At 32.0% G+C, this 19,561-nt stretch carries 20 protein-coding genes; 17 read left to right on the top strand and 3 right to left on the bottom strand.

Translation table 11 applies throughout. The features are described from left to right. Position 1: 1 nt before the first annotated feature. Both ACFQ5N_RS13680 and ACFQ5N_RS13675 read right to left on the bottom strand, forming a co-directional pair. The gene (locus ACFQ5N_RS13680) at positions 2–1,594 is read right to left on the bottom strand and encodes a SulP family inorganic anion transporter (protein WP_386810284.1); all 1,593 of its coding nucleotides are present in this window, start codon (positions 1,592–1,594) and stop codon (positions 2–4) included. Positions 1,595–1,676: 82 nt separating this feature from the next. Continuing rightward, positions 1,677–1,976, bottom strand: a complete 300-nt coding sequence (locus ACFQ5N_RS13675) for a hypothetical protein (RefSeq protein WP_386810282.1) — start codon at positions 1,974–1,976, stop codon at positions 1,677–1,679. Positions 1,977–2,134: 158 nt separating this feature from the next. On the opposite strand from ACFQ5N_RS13675, the gene ACFQ5N_RS13670 reads away from it, so the two are divergent. The 6 genes from ACFQ5N_RS13670 (at position 2,135) to lepA (ending at position 9,038) form a co-directional block, all read left to right on the top strand. After that, entirely contained in the window at positions 2,135–2,812 is a 678-nt protein-coding gene (locus ACFQ5N_RS13670; protein WP_386810281.1) for a TetR/AcrR family transcriptional regulator, read from the top strand. 168 nt (positions 2,813–2,980) lie between these two features. Continuing rightward, on the top strand, positions 2,981–3,649 hold the full coding sequence (locus tag ACFQ5N_RS13665) for a TetR/AcrR family transcriptional regulator (protein ID WP_386810280.1): 669 nt from the start codon (positions 2,981–2,983) through the stop codon (positions 3,647–3,649). A gap of 6 nt (positions 3,650–3,655) precedes the next feature. Then, complete coding sequence (locus tag ACFQ5N_RS13660; RefSeq protein WP_386810279.1) at positions 3,656–5,500, top strand: SulP family inorganic anion transporter; 1,845 nt, start codon at positions 3,656–3,658, stop codon at positions 5,498–5,500. 6 nt (positions 5,501–5,506) lie between these two features. Then, positions 5,507–6,118, top strand: a complete 612-nt coding sequence (locus ACFQ5N_RS13655) for a carbonic anhydrase family protein (protein WP_386810278.1) — start codon at positions 5,507–5,509, stop codon at positions 6,116–6,118. A gap of 77 nt (positions 6,119–6,195) precedes the next feature. Further along, a complete protein-coding gene (locus ACFQ5N_RS13650) occupies positions 6,196–7,173 on the top strand; it encodes a Gfo/Idh/MocA family protein (RefSeq protein WP_386810276.1) in 978 nt (325 codons plus the stop codon). Between the two features lie 68 nt (positions 7,174–7,241). Continuing rightward, entirely contained in the window at positions 7,242–9,038 is a 1,797-nt protein-coding gene (lepA, locus tag ACFQ5N_RS13645; RefSeq protein ID WP_386810274.1) for a translation elongation factor 4, read from the top strand. A gap of 79 nt (positions 9,039–9,117) precedes the next feature. On the opposite strand, the gene ACFQ5N_RS13640 is transcribed toward lepA, so the two are convergent. Next, positions 9,118–9,468, bottom strand: a complete 351-nt coding sequence (locus ACFQ5N_RS13640; RefSeq protein WP_386810273.1) for a 4Fe-4S binding protein — start codon at positions 9,466–9,468, stop codon at positions 9,118–9,120. A gap of 171 nt (positions 9,469–9,639) precedes the next feature. Between ACFQ5N_RS13640 and ACFQ5N_RS13635 the strand changes: the two genes are divergently transcribed. The 11 genes from ACFQ5N_RS13635 to nuoL all read left to right on the top strand — a co-directional run bounded on the left by ACFQ5N_RS13635 (position 9,640) and on the right by nuoL (position 19,470). Continuing rightward, positions 9,640–11,496, top strand: a complete 1,857-nt coding sequence (locus ACFQ5N_RS13635) for a 2-oxoacid:acceptor oxidoreductase subunit alpha (RefSeq protein WP_386810271.1) — start codon at positions 9,640–9,642, stop codon at positions 11,494–11,496. Positions 11,497–11,498: 2 nt separating this feature from the next. Beyond that, complete coding sequence (locus ACFQ5N_RS13630) at positions 11,499–12,509, top strand: 2-oxoacid:ferredoxin oxidoreductase subunit beta (protein ID WP_386810270.1); 1,011 nt, start codon at positions 11,499–11,501, stop codon at positions 12,507–12,509. Positions 12,510–12,658: 149 nt separating this feature from the next. Beyond that, the gene (locus ACFQ5N_RS13625; protein WP_386810269.1) at positions 12,659–13,009 is read left to right on the top strand and encodes an NADH-quinone oxidoreductase subunit A; all 351 of its coding nucleotides are present in this window, start codon (positions 12,659–12,661) and stop codon (positions 13,007–13,009) included. Further along, positions 13,000–13,596: an NADH-quinone oxidoreductase subunit B gene (locus tag ACFQ5N_RS13620; RefSeq protein ID WP_386810268.1), complete on the top strand. Its 597-nt coding sequence runs from the start codon at positions 13,000–13,002 to the stop codon at positions 13,594–13,596. The genes ACFQ5N_RS13625 and ACFQ5N_RS13620 overlap by 10 nt, the downstream gene beginning before the upstream one ends. A gap of 7 nt (positions 13,597–13,603) precedes the next feature. Beyond that, positions 13,604–14,068 (top strand): NADH-quinone oxidoreductase subunit C, encoded by a 465-nt coding sequence (locus ACFQ5N_RS13615; protein ID WP_386810267.1) that lies wholly within the window; start codon positions 13,604–13,606, stop codon positions 14,066–14,068. A gap of 6 nt (positions 14,069–14,074) precedes the next feature. Beyond that, a complete protein-coding gene (locus tag ACFQ5N_RS13610) occupies positions 14,075–15,196 on the top strand; it encodes an NADH-quinone oxidoreductase subunit D (RefSeq protein WP_386810265.1) in 1,122 nt (373 codons plus the stop codon). Positions 15,197–15,201: 5 nt separating this feature from the next. Next, positions 15,202–16,224, top strand: a complete 1,023-nt coding sequence (gene nuoH / locus ACFQ5N_RS13605; protein ID WP_386810263.1) for an NADH-quinone oxidoreductase subunit NuoH — start codon at positions 15,202–15,204, stop codon at positions 16,222–16,224. 2 nt (positions 16,225–16,226) lie between these two features. Beyond that, complete coding sequence (locus ACFQ5N_RS13600) at positions 16,227–16,700, top strand: 4Fe-4S binding protein (protein WP_386810261.1); 474 nt, start codon at positions 16,227–16,229, stop codon at positions 16,698–16,700. A 4-nt stretch (positions 16,701–16,704) separates the two neighbouring features. Continuing rightward, positions 16,705–17,226: an NADH-quinone oxidoreductase subunit J family protein gene (locus ACFQ5N_RS13595; RefSeq protein ID WP_386810259.1), complete on the top strand. Its 522-nt coding sequence runs from the start codon at positions 16,705–16,707 to the stop codon at positions 17,224–17,226. Then, positions 17,223–17,540 (top strand): NADH-quinone oxidoreductase subunit NuoK, encoded by a 318-nt coding sequence (gene nuoK, locus ACFQ5N_RS13590; protein ID WP_386810257.1) that lies wholly within the window; start codon positions 17,223–17,225, stop codon positions 17,538–17,540. Before ACFQ5N_RS13595 ends, nuoK begins: the two co-directional genes overlap by 4 nt. A 10-nt stretch (positions 17,541–17,550) precedes the next feature. Continuing rightward, positions 17,551–19,470, top strand: a complete 1,920-nt coding sequence (nuoL, locus tag ACFQ5N_RS13585) for an NADH-quinone oxidoreductase subunit L (protein ID WP_386810255.1) — start codon at positions 17,551–17,553, stop codon at positions 19,468–19,470. Positions 19,471–19,561: the final 91 nt, after the last annotated feature.

Genomic DNA, 19,561 nt, shown 5'->3' with positions numbered 1-19,561 from the left:
TTTAACTTAAACTTATACTAGACTTAGGTCTCAATTGAAAAAACTCAATAAAACTTGATGGATTTTCAACAACACCTCTTTTTGAAATTAACTTAATATCAATATTTCTTTCTTTAGCTTTAAAAGCAAAATCCTCTAAAATTTCAATAATATCATAATCTAAGTATCTTGTTTTAGTAACATCAAATTCTAAATAAGTATCTCTTGGTAAACTATCTAATTCTTTTAAAATAGCACCTTTGTTAAAGAAAGTTACTTCTTCTGCAAGTTCCATTTTAATTTTATGTTTTCCGTTGCTCTTATCTTCAATATGAAGAAAGTGAGAGTTTTGATAGCTTTTTAATAAAATAACAATAATACCAACCAATAAACCTAAACTAATACCAACCAATAAATCAGTAAATACAATACCAACTACGGTTACAAAAAATGGTACTGATTGTTTCCAACCTAAATTGTACATTTTTTTAAATAAGGCCGGTTTTGCTAATTTATATCCAACAATAAACAGGATAGCTGCTAATACTGAAAGTGGAATTTTATTAATTAACCTTGGAATTAGAATAACAGCTGTAAGTAATAAAAGACCATGAATAATTGCTGACAATTTAGTTCTTCCACCAGATTGAATATTGGCTGAACTTCTCACAATTACTTGCGTTATTGGTAAACCTCCAATCAATCCAGAAATGATATTTCCAGTTCCTTGCGCTAATAATTCTCTATTTGTTGGCGTTACATTTTTATGTGGGTCTAACTTATCTGTAGCTTCTACACATAGTAAAGTTTCTAAGCTGGCTACCAGTGCTATGGTAAAAGCAACAACCCAAACTTCTGGATTTGTAATTTGAGAAAAGTTAGGGAAGCTAAACTGTCCTAAAAAAGAATCTAAATTGTCTGGTACAGGAACGCTTACTAAATGTGAAGGGTTAATTCCAAATTTTGAATTAGAACCAGTTACCATAAAGTAAATAATACCTGCAACAACAGCTACTAAAGGTCCTTGAATTAATTGAAAGAATTTTCCTTTTTTTGATAAAACATTGCTCCAAAGCAACAAAATAGCCAAACCAATAAGCCCAATAATAGTTGAGCCTAGGCTAATATTATTTAAGGCAACAAAAATTTCTGAAAATGTATTTTCTCCATCAACTTGAAAAAAGGCAAAATCACCTTCTGGATTTGCATCATAACCAAAAAAATGTGGAATTTGCTTAAGAATAATAATAATTCCAATTCCAGTTAACATTCCTTTTATTACAGATGAAGGGAAATAATAACCTATAATTCCTGCTTTTAAAAAACCAAAAATTAATTGAATAATTCCTCCTAAAACAACTGCAACTAAGAAGTTTTCAAAACCACCTAAAGATCCAATTGCAGTTAATACTATAGCGGCTAATCCTGCGGCCGGACCGCTAACTCCTATTTTTGAACCACTTAAAGATCCTACTACTACACCACCTACAATTCCTGAAATTAAACCAGAAAAAAGAGGGGCGCCACTGGCTAGTGCAATACCTAAACATAATGGTAATGCAACAAAAAATACGACTACACTTGCTGGTAAGTCACTTTTAATATATTTAAACATATTATATATAATTTTACTCTTAGTTATTTAAACTAAAATTTAATAATGTGATAATTGTGTCTAATAAAGACGTTGAACCGATTTATAAAGTGTAATAATCTGGTGGAGGAGAAATAAGATCTAGGTAAGGTTTACCATATTTTTTATTGCAATGCAATAAACTGTTTTTTGAATAGGAAAGAACAATACTAGAACTATTTGATTTTACATTGGGATATATGACTTGAAAGTCTAAACTCTTTTCGCTTTCTTCGTCATCAGTTGTAGTAGAAATAATTAATGAAATATCAATAGAATTATCAACCATTGTAAGAATGGTTGGTAAGCCTATAAATAATAGAAAAAGGATTGAGAAAACTAAAGAAATTCCTCTTTTTTTCATTTCATTTTTGTTTTTATTGCTGTCAAATATAATAATACTTTTTGCAATAATAGTATTACTATCATAAAAAAGTGTTAAACTTTCGTATATTTGTGTTGAATTAGATTTACTTCTTTATAATTACAACTAAACAGCTATCTTTTAAAAAAGTGTTTAAAATGAGTGTAGCAATAAAAATATCATTAAATAAAGGCTTGTATCTAAAAGAGCCACAAGATTCAAAACTTGGAAGGAAAATGATAAAGCATAGTATCATGCTTATTGAAAAGTTTGGTTTTGAGGCGTTCACTTTTAAGAAATTGGCAAAAGAAATAAATTCAACCGAAGCTTCCATTTATAGATATTTTGAAAATAAGCACCTGTTGCTTCTTTTTTTAGTGAACTGGTATTGGGAATGGGTAAGTTATTTGATAACGTTGAATACCATGAATGTAACTGATCCAAAATTAAAACTTAAAATTATAATACATTCATTTGTTGCAGCACATAAAGAAAATCCGAATGTTGAATATGTGAATGAAAGCAAACTTCATAATATTGTAATTTCTGAAGGAATGAAAGCGTATTATACAAAAGAAGTTGACAATGAGAATTCTAAGGGTTTTTTTAAAAGTTATAAGGAGTTAATAACCTCAGTTTCAAAAGTTATTTCAGAAGTTAACCCAGATTTTAAATATCCATATGCGTTGGCTACAAACCTATTTGAAATGTCAAATAATAGCATCTATTTTGCGCAACATTTACCTACGTTAACGGATATATCAATTAAAGAAAATCAAGTAGATGAAGTGGAAGATATGTTATTGTATTTTACAAGTAAATTGTTGAGAAAATAGCTCAAATATCTTGTGTTTTTAAAATTTATAAAATAAGTAACCTTTTCAATAAACCAATGTAATTAATCTTACCTTCTTATTTTTTATTCATTGTTTAAATTAATAGTTGTTATATTTTCGTTTTAAATAGTAATACTATTATCTTTACATGAAATGCTTTCGTTATAAATGAATAGTTTGAAGATAAATATTGAAGTTAATCAGGAATTATACTGTAAAAAACCCGATTCCTCAGAATTGGGACGAAAAATATTGTCCAAAAGTATTGAAATGATTAATGAAATGGGGTTTGAAGCTTTTACTTTTAAAAAGTTAGGCAATGAAATTCATTCTCCCGAAAGTTCAATTTATAGGTATTTTAAAAATAAGCATATTTTATTGGTTTATTTAACAAGCTGGTACTGGTCTTGGATGGAGTACGAGCTAGTTTTTGCAACAACAAATATTCAATCTTCAAAAGAAAGGCTTTTAAAATGTATCCATATTTTAACAAAGCCAACTATGGAAAACACCTCCATTCCTTATATTAATGAAGCGTTGTTAAGTAATATTATTATTTCAGAATCCATAAAATCTTATCATACTATAAATGTTGATGAAGAGAATAAAAAAGGGTATTTTAAATCGTACAAACAAGTAGTTCAACGAGTAAGTGATATTATTTTAGAATTGAAACCTAATTTTGAGTACCCACATATGTTGGTTTCAACCATTATTGAAGGTTCACACAACCAAAAATATTTTGCTGAACATTTACCAGAATTAACTGATATTAACAAAAAAAATAACACCATTGAAAGCTTTTATAAAGAAATGGTGCTAAATTTTATTAAATAAATATATATGAAAAACCTATTTGATTTTAAGCATTTTAAAGGAGATGTTTTTGGTGGTATTACTGCCGGAATTGTAGCATTACCACTGGCATTAGCATTTGGTGTAAGCTCAGGATTAGGTCCAAGTGCCGGTTTATACGGAGCCATTTTTGTGAGTTTCTTTGCTGCGCTTTTTGGAGGTACAAACACACAAATTTCTGGACCAACGGCTCCTATGACAGCCGTAAGTATGGTAGTTATTGCAGGTATGATTGCTGCATTTGACGGTGATGTAACAAAAGCAATGCCTGCTATATTAACAGTTTTTTTATTAGCTGGTTTAATACAAGTAGCTTTAGGTTTTATGGGATTAGGAAAATATATTAAATATATACCTTATCCGGTGGTATCTGGATTTATGACAGCTATTGGTGTAATTATTTTAATTACCCAAATATTACCTTCAATTGGATATTATCCAAAAGAAGATGCTGAATTTGTAAGTCAGTTTAAGCCTTATGCTGAAGAAATTATTTTAGATAACATTTTAAAAGAAGAGGCCGCTGAAGGATTTTTAGTGTTAGAAGATTTTAAAGAAACAATTTCAAGAGCTGAAAATATTACAGAAGCTCAAATAAACGCTGAATCACAAACTTTGGCAGGGAAAGAAGCTTCTGGAGTTTTAGGTGCTATTAAAGTATTACCAAGAGCGCTTCAAAATATAAATTGGTTAGAATTACTTTTAGCAGCCGGAACAATTTTTATTATTTACGGATTTAAACGAATAACTACTAAAATACCAAGTACGCTTGTAGCGCTTATTGTTATGTCTGGTATTGCAATTGGTTTCAATTTAAATTACAGGCCAATTGAAGAAATTCCTAGTGGTTTGCCAATTCCAAATCTTGAAATTTTCACAAACTTTAAATTAGGAAACATTACTCCGTACATATTTACGGCGTTAACTTTAGCACTTTTGGGAGCAATTGATTCTCTATTAACATCAGTAGTTGCAGATAATATGACCAAAACAAAACATAAACCAAATAAAGAGTTAATTGGTCAAGGTATAGGAAACAGTATTGGAGCTATATTTGGTGGTATTCCTGGTGCTGGAGCTACCATTAGAACAGTAGTAAATATTAACGCAGGTGGTAAAACAAGATTATCAGGAATGATGGCCGGCGTTTTATTATTGGTTATTTTATTAGCGCTTGGTCCTGTGGCTTCACAAATTCCGGCAGCTGTTTTAGCAGGAATTTTAATTACAGTTGGTATTGGAGTGATGGATTATAAAGGTCTAAAAGCAATTCCGTATATGCCAAGACAAGAAGTTGTAATAATGGTGGTAGTACTTGTATTATCTTCATTATGGAATTTAGTATACGCCGTTGGAATTGGATTGGTAATAGCTTCACTTATGTTTGTGAAAAAAATAGGTGATTTAACAGCTGAACGTTCAGACGTAAAACCGTTGTCAAAAGAAAAAGCTTGGTCTGATGAAGTTGATTTTCCTGAAAGCTTAAAAGAAGAAGTTTTTATAAAACATATTAAAGGACCGTTATTCTTCGGTTCAACAAGTGATTTTCAAGACTTGATGAAGCAAATTCCTGAAACGGCTTCAACAGTGGTTATTAGAATGGGAAGAATGCAATATATAGATCAATCAGGTTTATATGTTTTAGAAGATTCGTTAATAGAGTTGGCGAGTCAAAAAATAACAATTCTTTTGGTTGATGTTTTAGAACAACCTAGATATTTGTTAGAGCGCATTGATATTGTTCCTGATTTAATTCCAAAAGAACAGATATTTGAAACTTTTGATGAGTGTATGACTTGGGTAAAACAAAATGTAAATACTAATAAAAACTAAACTAACATGAGAACACAAACTAAAGAAACACAAGACAATTTAACGCCAAAATGCGCACATGATATTTTGGTACAGGGTAATAAACGTTTCGCTGAAAATTTGAAAGCTCAACGAAATTTACAAGATCAAGTTTTTGAAACAAGTAAAGGACAATTTCCTTTTGCTGTAATACTAAGTTGTATTGATTCTAGAGTGCCTGCTGAATTGGTTTTTGATCAAGGAATTGGTGATATATTTAGTGTTAGGGTTGCAGGTAATGTTGTAAACAAAGATGTTTTAGGTTCTATGGAATATGCTTGTAAAGTGGCAGGTTCAAAAATCGTAGTTGTTATGGGGCACACAAAATGTGGTGCTGTTACAGCAGCTTGTAAAAATGTTAAGTTAGGAAATATTACTGGGTTGTTAGAAAAAATTACACCTGCTGTAAATACAATTCGTAAAGATGATAACGAGTTAACTGATGAACAAATTGAGGAAGTAAGTTTTGAAAACGTGAATGTTTCAATAGATAGAATTAGAAAAGAGAGTCCTATTTTGGCTGAAATGGAAGAAAAAGGTGAAATTGAAATTGTTGGTGCGTCATATGATGTAAATACTGGTTTGGTTGAGTTTCATTAGCAACAAACTTGTTTTTATAAGTGTAGTATTTTATGTAACTTCAAAAGTGTAAATTTAGAAGTAGAAAAATTACACTTATGAAAACGTATAATTGGGCCATTTTAGGATGTGGTAAAATTGCAGGGAAATTCGCTGCAGAATTAAAAGGGCTGCCAAATGCTCATTTGTATGCTGCAGCTTCTCGAAATTTAGAGAACGCTCAAGATTTCGCCAATAAATTTATGTTTGAAAAAGCATACGGATCTTATCTAGAAATGGTAAATGATCCAAAAGTTGACATTGTTTATGTTGCTACACCGCACAATTTTCATAAAGAGCATACAATTTTATGCCTAAACCATAAAAAAGCTGTTTTATGCGAAAAAGCCTTTGCTATAAATTCAAAAGAAGTTTCGCAAATGATTGCTGCTTCCAAAAACAATAACACTTTTTTAATGGAAGCTTTTTGGGTGTTGTTCAGGCCAAAATATTTGAAAGTAAAAGAAATTATTGCACAACATAGCTTAGGAAAACTAAAATTTGTGAAGTCTGATTTTATGTTCAATGGAGAGTACAATCCTAAAAACAGATTGTATAATATTGATTTAGGTGGTGGTTCTTTGCTTGATATTGGTATTTATTCCATATTTACAGCATTGATGTTTTTAGGAACTCCAAATGAAATTAAAACTATGCCGCATTTTAGTGCCACAGGTTCTGAAGAAAGTATTTCAATGTTATTTGGGTATAAAAATGGAGCTACAGCAGTATTAACTTCAAGCTTTGATGCGGCGTATAAAAACGAATCTGAACTATGTTTTGAGCATGGAATTATTAAATATGAACGTTTTTCAAAAGAACCTATTTTATTAATTAAAAATGGTAAAACACAAGAGATTCCTTTTGAAAATGGGCCAAATTTAGGGTATCAATTTGAGGCAATTCACGTTATGGAGTGTTTAAATAAAAATTTAAAAGAAAGCCCAATTTTACCATTTTCATTAAGTATGGAGTTAATGAATATTTTAGATAAAGTACGAAAAGATGCTGGGATTGTTTTTCCAAATCACGACTAGATTTTATTTTCATTTTTGGAACAAATAATTAGTTATCTTTGCGGCAAATAAGAAGAGGAATACGAAGTATGAAAAATATTAGAAATTTTTGCATTATTGCACATATTGATCACGGTAAAAGTACCTTGGCAGATAGATTGTTGAGTTTTACTGGTACAACTACGGCTCGTGAAGAGCAAGCACAATTGTTAGATAATATGGATTTGGAGCGTGAACGTGGTATTACCATTAAAAGTCATGCGATTCAAATGGATTATCCGTACGAAGGTGAAAAATACATTTTGAATTTAATTGATACTCCTGGTCACGTAGATTTTTCTTATGAAGTTTCGCGTTCAATTGCCGCTTGTGAAGGAGCGCTATTAATTGTTGACGCTGCACAAAGTATACAAGCACAAACAATTTCTAATTTATATTTAGCTTTAGAAAACGATTTGGAGATTATTCCTGTTCTAAATAAAGTTGATTTACCTGGAGCGAACCCTGAAGAAGTTACAGATGATATTGTAGATCTTTTAGGTTGCGATGCAGAAGATGTAATACATGCAAGTGGAAAAACTGGATTTGGTGTTGAAAATATTTTAAAAGCTATTATTGAAAAAGTTCCAGCTCCAAACGGAGACGTTAATGCGCCATTACAAGCATTAATTTTTGATTCGGTTTATAATTCTTATAGAGGTGTTGAAACCTATTTTAGAGTTATGAATGGTGAAATTAAAAAGGGTCAACGTATTAAATTTGTTGCAACAGATAATGAATACAATGCAGATGAGGTTGGTACGTTGAAATTAACACAAGTTCCAAAGCAAAGTATAAAAGCAGGAGATGTAGGTTATTTAATTACAGGTGTAAAAGCAGCAAGTGAAATTAAAGTTGGAGATACTATTACTGATGCTATAAACCCAACTCAAAATATTATTGAAGGGTTTGAAGATGTAAAGCCAATGGTATTTGCAGGTATTTATCCTGTTGATACAGAGGATTATGAAGAACTTCGTAATTCTATGGAGAAATTGCAATTAAATGATGCTTCGTTAGTTTTTGTTCCTGAAAGTTCTGCAGCTTTAGGTTTTGGATTTAGATGTGGTTTCTTAGGAATGTTACATTTAGAAATTATTCAAGAACGTTTAGAACGTGAATTTGATATGACTGTTATTACCACAGTTCCTAACGTATCTTACCACGCATTTACCAACAAACAACCAAATGATATATTGCTGGTAAATAACCCGTCAGATTTACCAGAGCCTTCAAAATTGAATAGAGTTGAAGAGCCGTTTATAAAAGCAACTATTATTACAAAATCTGACTTTGTTGGACCAGTAATGAGTTTGTGTATAGAAAAACGCGGACAAGTAACTAACCAAACATATTTAACACCAGAACGTGTTGAATTAATGTTTGATATGCCTTTGGCTGAAATTGTATTTGATTTTTATGATAGATTAAAAACAGTATCAAAAGGATATGCATCTTTTGATTATCACCCAATTGGATTAAAAGCTTCTAAATTGGTGAAAGTTGATATTTTATTAAATGGAACATCGGTTGATGCGCTTTCAGCATTAATTCATGCAGACAATGCCTATACAATTGGTAAAAAAATGTGTGAGAAATTACGTCAATTAATTCCACGTCAACAATTTGATATTCCAATTCAAGCTGCTATTGGAGCTAAAATTATTTCAAGAGAAACTGTAAAAGCTCTTAGAAAAGATGTAACAGCTAAATGTTATGGAGGAGATATTTCTCGTAAACGTAAGTTATTAGAAAAACAAAAGAAAGGTAAAAAACGTATGCGCCAAGTAGGAAATGTTGAAATTCCTCAACAAGCATTTATGGCGGTACTAAAACTGAATGATTAATTTAGTTTAGCCTTATTATAAATAAAAAAAATCCCTTGAATAATTTATTCAAGGGATTTTTTTATGGATAACGTTGAGATTACTCTCCGTGCATCCAAGCTTTTTTCTCTAATAAAGCTTCTTCAGTTTCTTCGTGATCTTCATCAGGAACACAACAGTCAACTGGACATACAGAAGCACATTGAGGCTCATCATGGAAACCTTTACACTCAGTACATTTATCAGTTACAATAAAGTAAAACTCATCAGAAAGAGCTTCATTCATTTCATCTGCATCAGCTTCTCCACCGCTAGGTAAAGCAATTGTTCCACTTAAAGCAGTTTCATCTGCATACGACCACTCTGTATCTGGTTCGTAAATTGCATTGTTTGGACATTCAGAAATACAAGCATCGCAATTAATGCACTCATCTGTTATTTTAATAGCCATATTTTCGTTTTTAAAAAATTAATGATATAGCACAAATTTATAAAAATTTCTATAGAAGAGTGTGACAAAAGTCATTTATAGGTTTAAAAACTAGCTATAAATTTGATAAGGACTACATTAGTCTGCTAAAATTTACATAAATTTAAATAAAATTTTATAATTAATTAAATTATGAATACAGGTAAAATTAAAGAAGAACCTGAGGTACTAGAAGCAGTCATAATAAGATTTGTGGGTGATTCAGGTGATGGAATGCAGCTAACAGGAACACAGTTTTCTGATACTTCTGCAATGTTTGGTAATGATATTGCAACTTTTCCAAATTATCCTTCAGAAATAAGGGCGCCGCAAGGAAGCTTATATGGTGTTTCAGGTTTTCAAGTACATATTGGAAGTGTTGAAATTAGCACGCCAGGTGATGAGGTTGATTTATTAGTAGCAATGAATCCGGCTGGTTTAAAAACAAATTTACATGCGGTAAAACCAGGGCACACCATAATTATTGATACAGATTCTTTTACAAAAAAGAACTTGGAAAAAGCCCAATACGAATCAAATCCGTTAGAAGATGATACATTAGAAAATTATCGAGTAATTGAAGTTTCTATGACTTCTCTAACAAAAATGGCTTTAAAAGATGTTGAAGGTTTAGATAACAAATCAATTACTAGAAGTAAAAATATGTTTGCTTTAGGTATGGTGTATTGGATGTATGATCGTTCTACTGAGCATACCGAAGATTTTTTCAATAAGAAATTTAAATCTAAGCCAACCGTAATTGAGGCAAACACAAAGGTTTTAAAAGCGGGTTATAATTATGCAAATACATTAGAGTTAATTCCAAATGCATACACAATTTCTCCAGCAAAAATGGATGCAGGTACGTATAGAATTATAATGGGAAATACCGCAACAGCTTGGGGATTTTTAGCAGCGGCTGAAAAGTCAGGGTTAGAATTATTTTTAGGATCTTACCCTATTACACCTGCAACAGATATTTTACATGAATTGGTAAAACATAAACATTTTGGTGTGAAAGCTTTTCAGGCTGAAGATGAAATTGCAGGAATCGCTTCAGCAATTGGAGCTTCATTTGCAGGTGATTTAGCAATTACAACCACTTCTGGACCAGGATTGGCTTTAAAAGGTGAAGCTTTAGGTTTAGCTATGATGATTGAATTGCCTTTAGTTGTTGTTAATGTGCAACGTGGAGGTCCTTCTACAGGATTGCCAACAAAAACTGAACAGTCAGATTTATTACAAGCAATGTACGGTAGAAATGGGGAAAGCCCTGTAATTGTAATTGCTGCAAGTACTCCAGCCGATTGTTTTGACTTTGCATATCAAGCGTGTAAGTTGGCATTAGAGCATATGACGCCAGTTATTTTATTAACTGATGGTTATATTGCAAATGGATCTGCTCCTTGGAAAATTAAATCGGTAGCTGAAATGCCTGAGATTAAGCATAATAAAATTACTGAAGTGAGTGAAGATTGGCATCCTTATAATAGAGATGAAGCTACTTTAGCGCGTAATTGGGCGGTGCCTGGAACTGCCGGTTTAGAGCACAGAGTTGGTGGTTTAGAAAAAGACAAGGTTACTGGAAATGTATCTTATGTACCTGAAAATCATGAGCACATGACCAAAATTAGAGCCGAAAAAGTTGAGCGTGTTAAAAATTACATTCCAGATATTAAAACAGAATTTGCTGAAACGGGTGATTTACTTGTTGTTGGTTGGGGAGGAACTTACGGTTCCTTGCATTCAGCGGTAAAAGAATTAAATGAACAAGGTTATTCTAAAATTGGATTGGCACATTTTAATTATATAAATCCGTTGCCTAAAAACACAAAAGAAGTATTAAGCAGATTTAAAAAGGTGGTAGTTTGTGAGTTGAATAATGGTCAATTTTCAAAAATATTAAGCGGTCAGTTTAGCGGAATTTCGATTTTGCAATTCAATAAAGTACAAGGACTTCCTTTTGGCAATAGTGAACTAATTCAAGAATTTAAACAATTGGTACAATAATTATGGAAACAGCTGAAAAAAAATATACATTTAAAGATTTTACTAGCGATCAAGAAGTTCGCTGGTGTCCTGGTTGTGATGACTATGTTATTTTGCGTTCAATGCAAAAAGCACTTCCTGAAATGAACGTTAAAAAAGAAGACGTTGTGTTTATTTCTGGTATAGGTTGTTCATCTCGTTTTCCATATTATATGAATACGTATGGAATGCATAGTATTCACGGTAGAGCACCAGGTATTGCTTCGGGAGTTAAATTAGCAAATCCAGATTTAAGTGTTTGGATAATTACTGGTGATGGTGATGCAATGGCAATTGGTGGAAATCATTTTATTCATGTATTGCGTAGAAACATCAATTTAAACATTGTATTATTTAACAATGAAATTTACGGATTAACAAAAGGGCAATTTTCGCCAACTTCTCTAGTTGGGCAAAAAACAAAATCTTCGCCTTACGGAAATATCCAGCAACCATTTTCACCAGGGGAATTAGCATTGGGTGCGCAAGCACGTTTCTTTGCAAGAATTGGTGGTAATAACCCAAAAGAAATGTCTAAAATATTTGTTGAATCTCATAAATTTAACGGTACATCTTTAATTGAAGTGTTGCAAAATTGTGTGATTTTTAATGATGGATGTTTTGCTGGAATTACAGATAAAAGCGTTAAAGAAGACAAACAAATTTATTTGGAACATGGAAAACCAATGATATTTGGAAAAGAAAGAGATAAAGGAATTGTTTTAAACGGTTTGAAGCTTGAAGTGGTTACTATTGGAGAAAATGGTATTACACAAGAAGACTTATTGGTGCACAATGCACACGAGCAAGATCCAACTTTACATCAAATGTTAGTTAGAATGGAGTATCCTGTAGCAACAGGTATTATTCGAAGTTTTGAAGATATTACACTTGAAGAAAGAATGGATGATTTAACTGCTCAAGTGAAAGAAAATTCAAATTTTAAAGAAACAGATGATTTATTTTTCTCTGGAGAAACATATGAAGTAAAGTAGTTGTTTTTATAATTTACTGAAAATCAATTAAATAAGATCAAAGGTATTTAGGTGCTTTTGGTCTTATTTAAATTTATTCTAAATAATACTTCAATTTGTGCTAATAATCTACTACTTTTGTAGACTAATTAAAAAAACTAACTAAAAAAATGGGCTCAGAAGCAATTATTGTATTTCTGTTGGCTGGTATTGTGCTTGTTGCAGGAGCAAATTTTTTGTCGAATTTAATTTCGCACAAGTCAGATAATCCACAAAAAAGAGAACCTTATGAAAGTGGTATGACCACAGTTGGCCCAACTTGGGTACAATTTAAAGTTGGTTATTACCTATTTGCCATTCTATTTTTAATATTTGATATTGAAGTTGCATTTTTAATTCCTTGGGCAGTTGTTTTTAAGGAAGTTGGCGCTGTGGCATTTATTGAAATACTTGTGTTTTTAGTTATTTTAGGTTTAGGTTTAGTTTACGCTTGGAAAAAAGGAGCATTAAAATGGGAGTAGATAAAAAACGTTTTGTAAGTGAGTTGGAACCAAATATGATAGTTCCAAAAGTGCCAGATGATTTTCCGGGGAAAGTAATTCCTGCCGGAAATGGTGCAAATGTGGTAGTTACAACCTTAGATGAGGTTATCAATTGGGGAAGATCAAATTCTTTGTGGTCGCTTTATTTTGGTACTAGTTGTTGTGCTATTGAAATGATGCAAACAGGAGCTGCAAAACATGATTATTCAAGATTTGGATTTGAAGTAGCACGTCCTTCACCGCGTCAGGCCGATTTAATTATTATTGCCGGAACTATTGTAAATAAAATGGCGCCTGTTTTACGAAGATTGTACGATCAAATGGCAGAACCAAAATATGTAATTGCTATGGGAGCTTGTGCTATTTCTGGAGGTCCTTTTTTTTACAATTCCTATTCTGTAGTTAAAGGAGCTGATCACGTAATTCCTGTAGATGTATATGTTCCTGGTTGTCCGCCGCGTCCAGAAGCTTTGTTAGAAGGTATGATTATGCTTCAAAAGAAAATTAGAACTGAAAGTTTAAAACATAAAGAGAATCCTATTGATGGATTTGATGAAGGTAAATAATACGTAAATGATGACGAACGAAGCATTACAACATTTAATAAGTGGTTGGAATTTTGAGTTAGAATTCACAGAAGAAGGCTCTCAGTTTTTAAATATTTCAGTAAAACCTGAAGATTTACACAAATTAATGTCGCAATTAAAAAGTAATAGCGAAACAAATTTCGATTATTTGTTTTGTGTTACCGGTATGGATTATGGTACAGTTTTGGGAGTAATTTATCATTTAGAATCTACTACTTTCAGACATCAAATAGTAATAAAGGTGAAGACCGAAGACAAGGAAAATCCAACCTTAGATACTGTTTCTAATATTTGGAGAACAGCCGATTTTCACGAACGTGAAATTTTTGATTTCTTCGGAATAAAATTCAACAACCATCCAAATTTAAAACGCTTGTTTTTAACAGATGAATGGGAAGGATTTCCATTGAGGAAAGATTATGTAGATGAAATTAATATGGTTATTAAATAAATGATAATGGATATAAACATTGCAAATAGCAACTTAAAATCTGAAGATTATTTTATAAATATGGGGCCTCAGCACCCGGCAACTCACGGTGTTTTACGCTTGTTGTTAACCATAGATGGTGAAATAATTAAAAAAGTAGAACCAGATTTAGGTTACATTCATCGTTCTATTGAAAAAATGTGCGAACGCGATAGTTATCAGCAAATTGTTCATTTAACCGATAGAATGGATTATTTATCGTCTCATATTAATAACGAAGCGGTTTGTTTAACGGTTGAAAACGCGTTAGAATTAGAAGTGCCAGAACGTGTAAAAGTGATAAGAACAATTATTGGCGAATTAACACGTATTGCATCTCATTGTTTATGGTGGGGAGTTATGGGAATGGATATTGGTGCGTTGACAACGTATTTTTACGGTTTTAGAGATCGTGAAATGATCAACGATATTTTTGAAGAAACCTGTGGAGCGCGTTTAACCATGAACTACAATATTCCAGGTGGTTTAATGTTTGATATTCACCCAAATTTTGTAAAAAGAACCAAAGATTTTATAGCGCATTTTAAAACTAAAATTCCGGAATATGATAAATTATTAACCGGAAATGTAATTTTTCAAAAGAGAATGAAAGGAATTGGAGTTTTAAGTAAAGAAGATGCCATTTCTTTTGGAGCATCTGGACCTGTAGCGCGTGGTTCTGGATATTCTTGTGATGTTAGAAAATACCATTCGTATAGTGCTTTGGATAAAGTAACATTTAATGAGTCATTAAGAACAGCAGGAGATAGTTTAGCGCGTTACGAAGTAAGAATTCAGGAAATGTGGGAGTCACTTTCAATCATAGAGCAGTTGATAGACAATATTCCTGAAGGTGATTATAAAGTAGAAACTAAAGCGGTTATTAAATTACCAAAAGGAGAATTTTATCAAAAAGTAGAAACAGCAAGAGGTGAATTGGGTGTTTTTATAAATAGTACAGGAACTAAAAATCCGTACAGAGTAAAATTTCGTTCTCCTGGTTTTTCAAATTTATCATTGTTAAATCATATTGCAGTTGGTGGTAAAATAGGAGATTTAGTAGCTTCAATGGCAACATTAGATTTGGTAATTCCTGATATAGATAGATAAACGATATGATTTTAAGTATAAATATTGTAAACAATAGCATACTAAATATGCTGATGATAGCGCTAATTTACTTAGGGATATTTTCTGTTGCAGGATTGTTTTTAGTATTACTAGAGCGAAAAGTAGCTGCATGGTTTCAATTGAGAATTGGACCAAATAGAGTTGGGCCTTGGGGATTGTTACAAACAATGGCAGATGCTTTAAAATTAGTTTCAAAAGAATTAACAGGAACGGTAAAAGCAGATAAATTTCTATACAATTTAGCACCTTATTTTGTAATTATTTCAGCATTAATGGCATTGGCTGTGTTGCCTTTTACGCAAGATTTTCAAGCGTTTGATATCAATATTGGTCTTTTCTTTTTAATTGCAATTTCATCAATTGGTGTTATAGGGATTTTATTAGGTGGTTGGGCGAGTAACAATAAATTCGCTTTAATTGGTGCAATGAGAAGTGGAGTTCAAACGATTAGTTATGAACTTTCGGTAAGCTTATCATTGGTAACAATGGTGCTGTTAACCGGTACGTTACAATTGTCAGAAATTGTAGAGGTTCAAAAAAATGGTTGGTTAATTGTGCAAGGTCATATTCCTGCAGTAATTGCTTTTATGATTTATATGATCGCCGGAACAGCAGAAACAAACAGAGCACCGTTTGATATGGTAGAAGCTGAAAGTGAATTAGGTGCAGGTTTTCATACAGAATATTCAGGAATGAAATTCGCATATTTCTTTTTAGCTGAATTTATTAATATGTTCATTATTGCAGCCATTGCAGCTACCGTATTTTTTGGTGGTTGGTTGTCGCCATTTGGAATTACAGATTCAATTCCGTGGTTGGGAGTTTTTTGGTTTTTAGCTAAAACTTTTGTGTTAGTTTTTTTAATGATGTGGTTTAGATGGACTTTCCCAAGATTAAGAGTTGATCAATTATTAACATTAGAGTGGAAATATTTATTGCCACTTAACTTGCTAAACTTAGTGCTTATGGCATTTATGGTTTGGTTAGGATTCACAATTCAACTATAGTTATGAGTTATTTTGGAGATATTTATAAAGGAATAAAAACGCTATTGACCGGTATGAGTGTTACTGGGAAAGTTCTTGTTAATAATAAGGATAATTGTATCACGCAACAATATCCAGACAATAGAGAAACGTTAAAAATGTTTGATCGTTTTCGTGGTGAAGTGGTAATGCCACACGATGAAAATAATGAGCATCGTTGTACTGGTTGTCAAAAATGTGAAATAGCTTGTCCTAATGGAACGATAGAAATTATTTGGGACAGAAAATTAGATGAAGAAACAGGGAAAAAGAAAAAAATGATAGACCAGCATATTTATCATTTAAGTATGTGTACTATGTGTGGTTTGTGTATTGAAGCTTGCCCAACAGATGCTATTATGTGGGCGCAGAATTATGAAAATTCAGTGTACGACAGATCATCATTAACTAAAGTTTTAAATCAGCCAGGTTCTAAAATTATGCCTGGAGTAGAATAAACGTATGGAAAAATATATATTTTACATCTTATCGGTAATCCTTATTGTTTCGGCTATTGCATCTGTCACAAGCAAAAAAATGTTGCGCTCGGTAATTTATCTATTATTTACACTTTGCGGAATAGCAGGAATTTATTTTTTAATTGATTATAACTTTTTAGCAGCTATTCAGCTAACGGTATATGCAGGAGGAATCATTGTTTTAATCATTTTTTCAGTAGTGTTAATTCATCATATTGAAATGGAATTAGAAGTTGCAAAACGCTCTAAACAAATTATAGTTGGATTAGCTTGTATTCTTGGTTTAGGTGTTTTTTTAACAACTATTTATGCGCACCAATTTAATGTGGTCGAAAATTATAACACAACAACTACAAAACAAATTGGATTGCAATTATTGAGTTATGAAGATGGCGGATTTATACTGCCTTTTGAATTAATTAGTGTGTTGTTATTAGCTTCTATGATTGGAGCCATAGTAATAGCAAAAGGAACGAAGTTAACTAATAAAAAAGAAACAGAATGATTGCAGGAATTAGCATTTACGAAATACTAACCGTGACTTCTATCTTGTTTTTTATTGGAGTGTATGGTTTTTTAACACGAAAAAATTTGATTTCAATATTAATGTCAGTTGAATTGATATTGAACGCATCGGTTATCAACTTTGTGGTGATTAACAAATATTTATATCCCGATATGTTGCAAGGAGTTATTTTCTCCATTTTTATTATTGCTGTTGCTGCTGCTGAAACAGCCTTAGCAGTTGCCATTATTATTAACCTTTACAGGCAAATTGCTTCTGTAGAAGTGAAGGATACAGAAATTATGAAGTATTAATAGCTAAACTATGAACTTTATTTATATCATATTAATTCCGTTAATTCCTTTGGTAGTTTTTTTACTGTTAGGAATTTTTAACAAAACAATTAAACCAGCTGTTTCTGGTTATATTGGTGTTGCAGGTTTATCAACTTCAGCACTAGTATCGTTTTATGCAGCATATCAATACTTTTTTGTTCGTGGAAAAGTTGATGGTGCTTACCAAGCAATTGTTCAAAAAACAACTTGGATGAATTTTACCGATGCACTTGCCATTGATATGGGAATTTTGGTTGATCCAATTTCTATAATGATGTTAATTGTTGTTTCTATTATATCTTTAATGGTACACATTTACAGCAGAGGTTATATGAAAGGTGATGAAGGATATACAAAATTCTTTGCTTTTTTAGGCTTGTTTTCATTCTCAATGTTTGGATTGGTATTAGCTACCAATCTATTCCAAATTTATATTTTTTGGGAATTAGTTGGTGTTTCATCCTACTTATTGATAGGCTATTATTACACCAAAAATTCAGCAGTTGCAGCGGCAAAAAAAGCCTTTATAGTAACTCGTTTTGCTGATTTAGGTTTCTTAATAGGAATTTTAATTATAGGATATTACACAGGGACATTTGATTTTGAAACGTTGAATAATCCTGAAGGAAATGCCATTTTAACTTGGGCTTCTACATCATTTATGGGGTTATCTGCCTTAACTTGGGCGTTACTATTAATATTTATAGGTGGTGCCGGAAAATCGGCCATGTTTCCATTACACATTTGGTTGCCAGATGCAATGGAAGGTCCAACGCCAGTTTCAGCATTAATTCACGCAGCAACTATGGTTGTTGCAGGTGTTTATTTAGTGGCACGACTTTTCCCAATGTATTATTTTATTGAAGACGGATTCGCTTTAAATATAGTAGCATACGTTGGTGCATTTTCGTCATTATTTGCGGCTGTAATAGCAATTACTCAAACTGATATTAAACGTGTTTTAGCATTTTCAACAATGTCGCAATTAGGGTATATGATGTTGGCTTTGGGAGTTTCTGGTTATAGCGGACACGATGGTGTTGGTTTTATGGCTTCTATGTTTCATTTGTTTACACATGCTATGTTTAAAGCATTGTTGTTTTTAGGTGCAGGTTCTGTGATTCACGCTGTGCATAGTAATTATTTGAAAGATATGGGCGGATTAAGGAAATTTATGCCAATTACCAATATTACGTTTTTAATTGCTGCATTAGCCATTTCGGGTGTATTTCCACTTTCGGGTTTTTGGAGTAAAGATGAAATTTTAGTTGCTGCTTTTGAGCACAACAAACTAATTTATAGTGTTGGTGTTTTTGTAGCAGGTTTAACAGCTTTTTATATGTTTCGATTGTATTTCGGAATTTTCTGGGGAAAGAATACGGAATATAAACACACTCCTCACGAATCACCTTTTTCAATGACAATTCCTTTAATGATTTTGGCTTTTATAACTATTGTCGGTGGTTTTATTCCTTTTAGTGAATTTATATCAGCGGATAAAATTGGGTTCGAAACTCATATCAATTATCCGGTAGCTTTGTTGTCTTCATTTGTAGCTGTTTTAGGAATTGTACTGGCAACTATTTTTTACAAAAAAGAAAACAACTTATCAGATAAATTTGCCAATGCTTTTGGACCTTTTTACAAATGGGCTAGCCACAAGTTTTATTGGGATGAAATTTACATGTTCGTTACCAAAAAGATTTTATTTAATGGAGTTGCTGGTAATATTGCCAAATTTGATAAGAAAGTTGTTGATGGAACTATGGAAGGTATTGGAAATAAAACAGTTGTTTTTTCTGAAAAAATAAAAGGAATGCAATCTGGAAAAGTACAAGATTATGCCTTTGCATTTATTGCTGGTGTAGTAATTATTGCATTAGTATTCATTTACGTGTTGGGTAATTAAAATATAGAATTAAAAAAATAAAACGATCGTCAACCTGAACTTGATTCAGGTTCACATAACAATTGAAGAGCAATATGATGAGATTCTGAAA

Source organism: Lutibacter holmesii (assembly GCF_042679665.1).
In the GTDB taxonomy this organism is placed as follows: domain Bacteria; phylum Bacteroidota; class Bacteroidia; order Flavobacteriales; family Flavobacteriaceae; genus Lutibacter; species Lutibacter holmesii.
The sequence above is the reverse complement of the archived record's forward strand: the minus strand, read 5'-3'. Positions and strand labels throughout refer to the sequence as shown.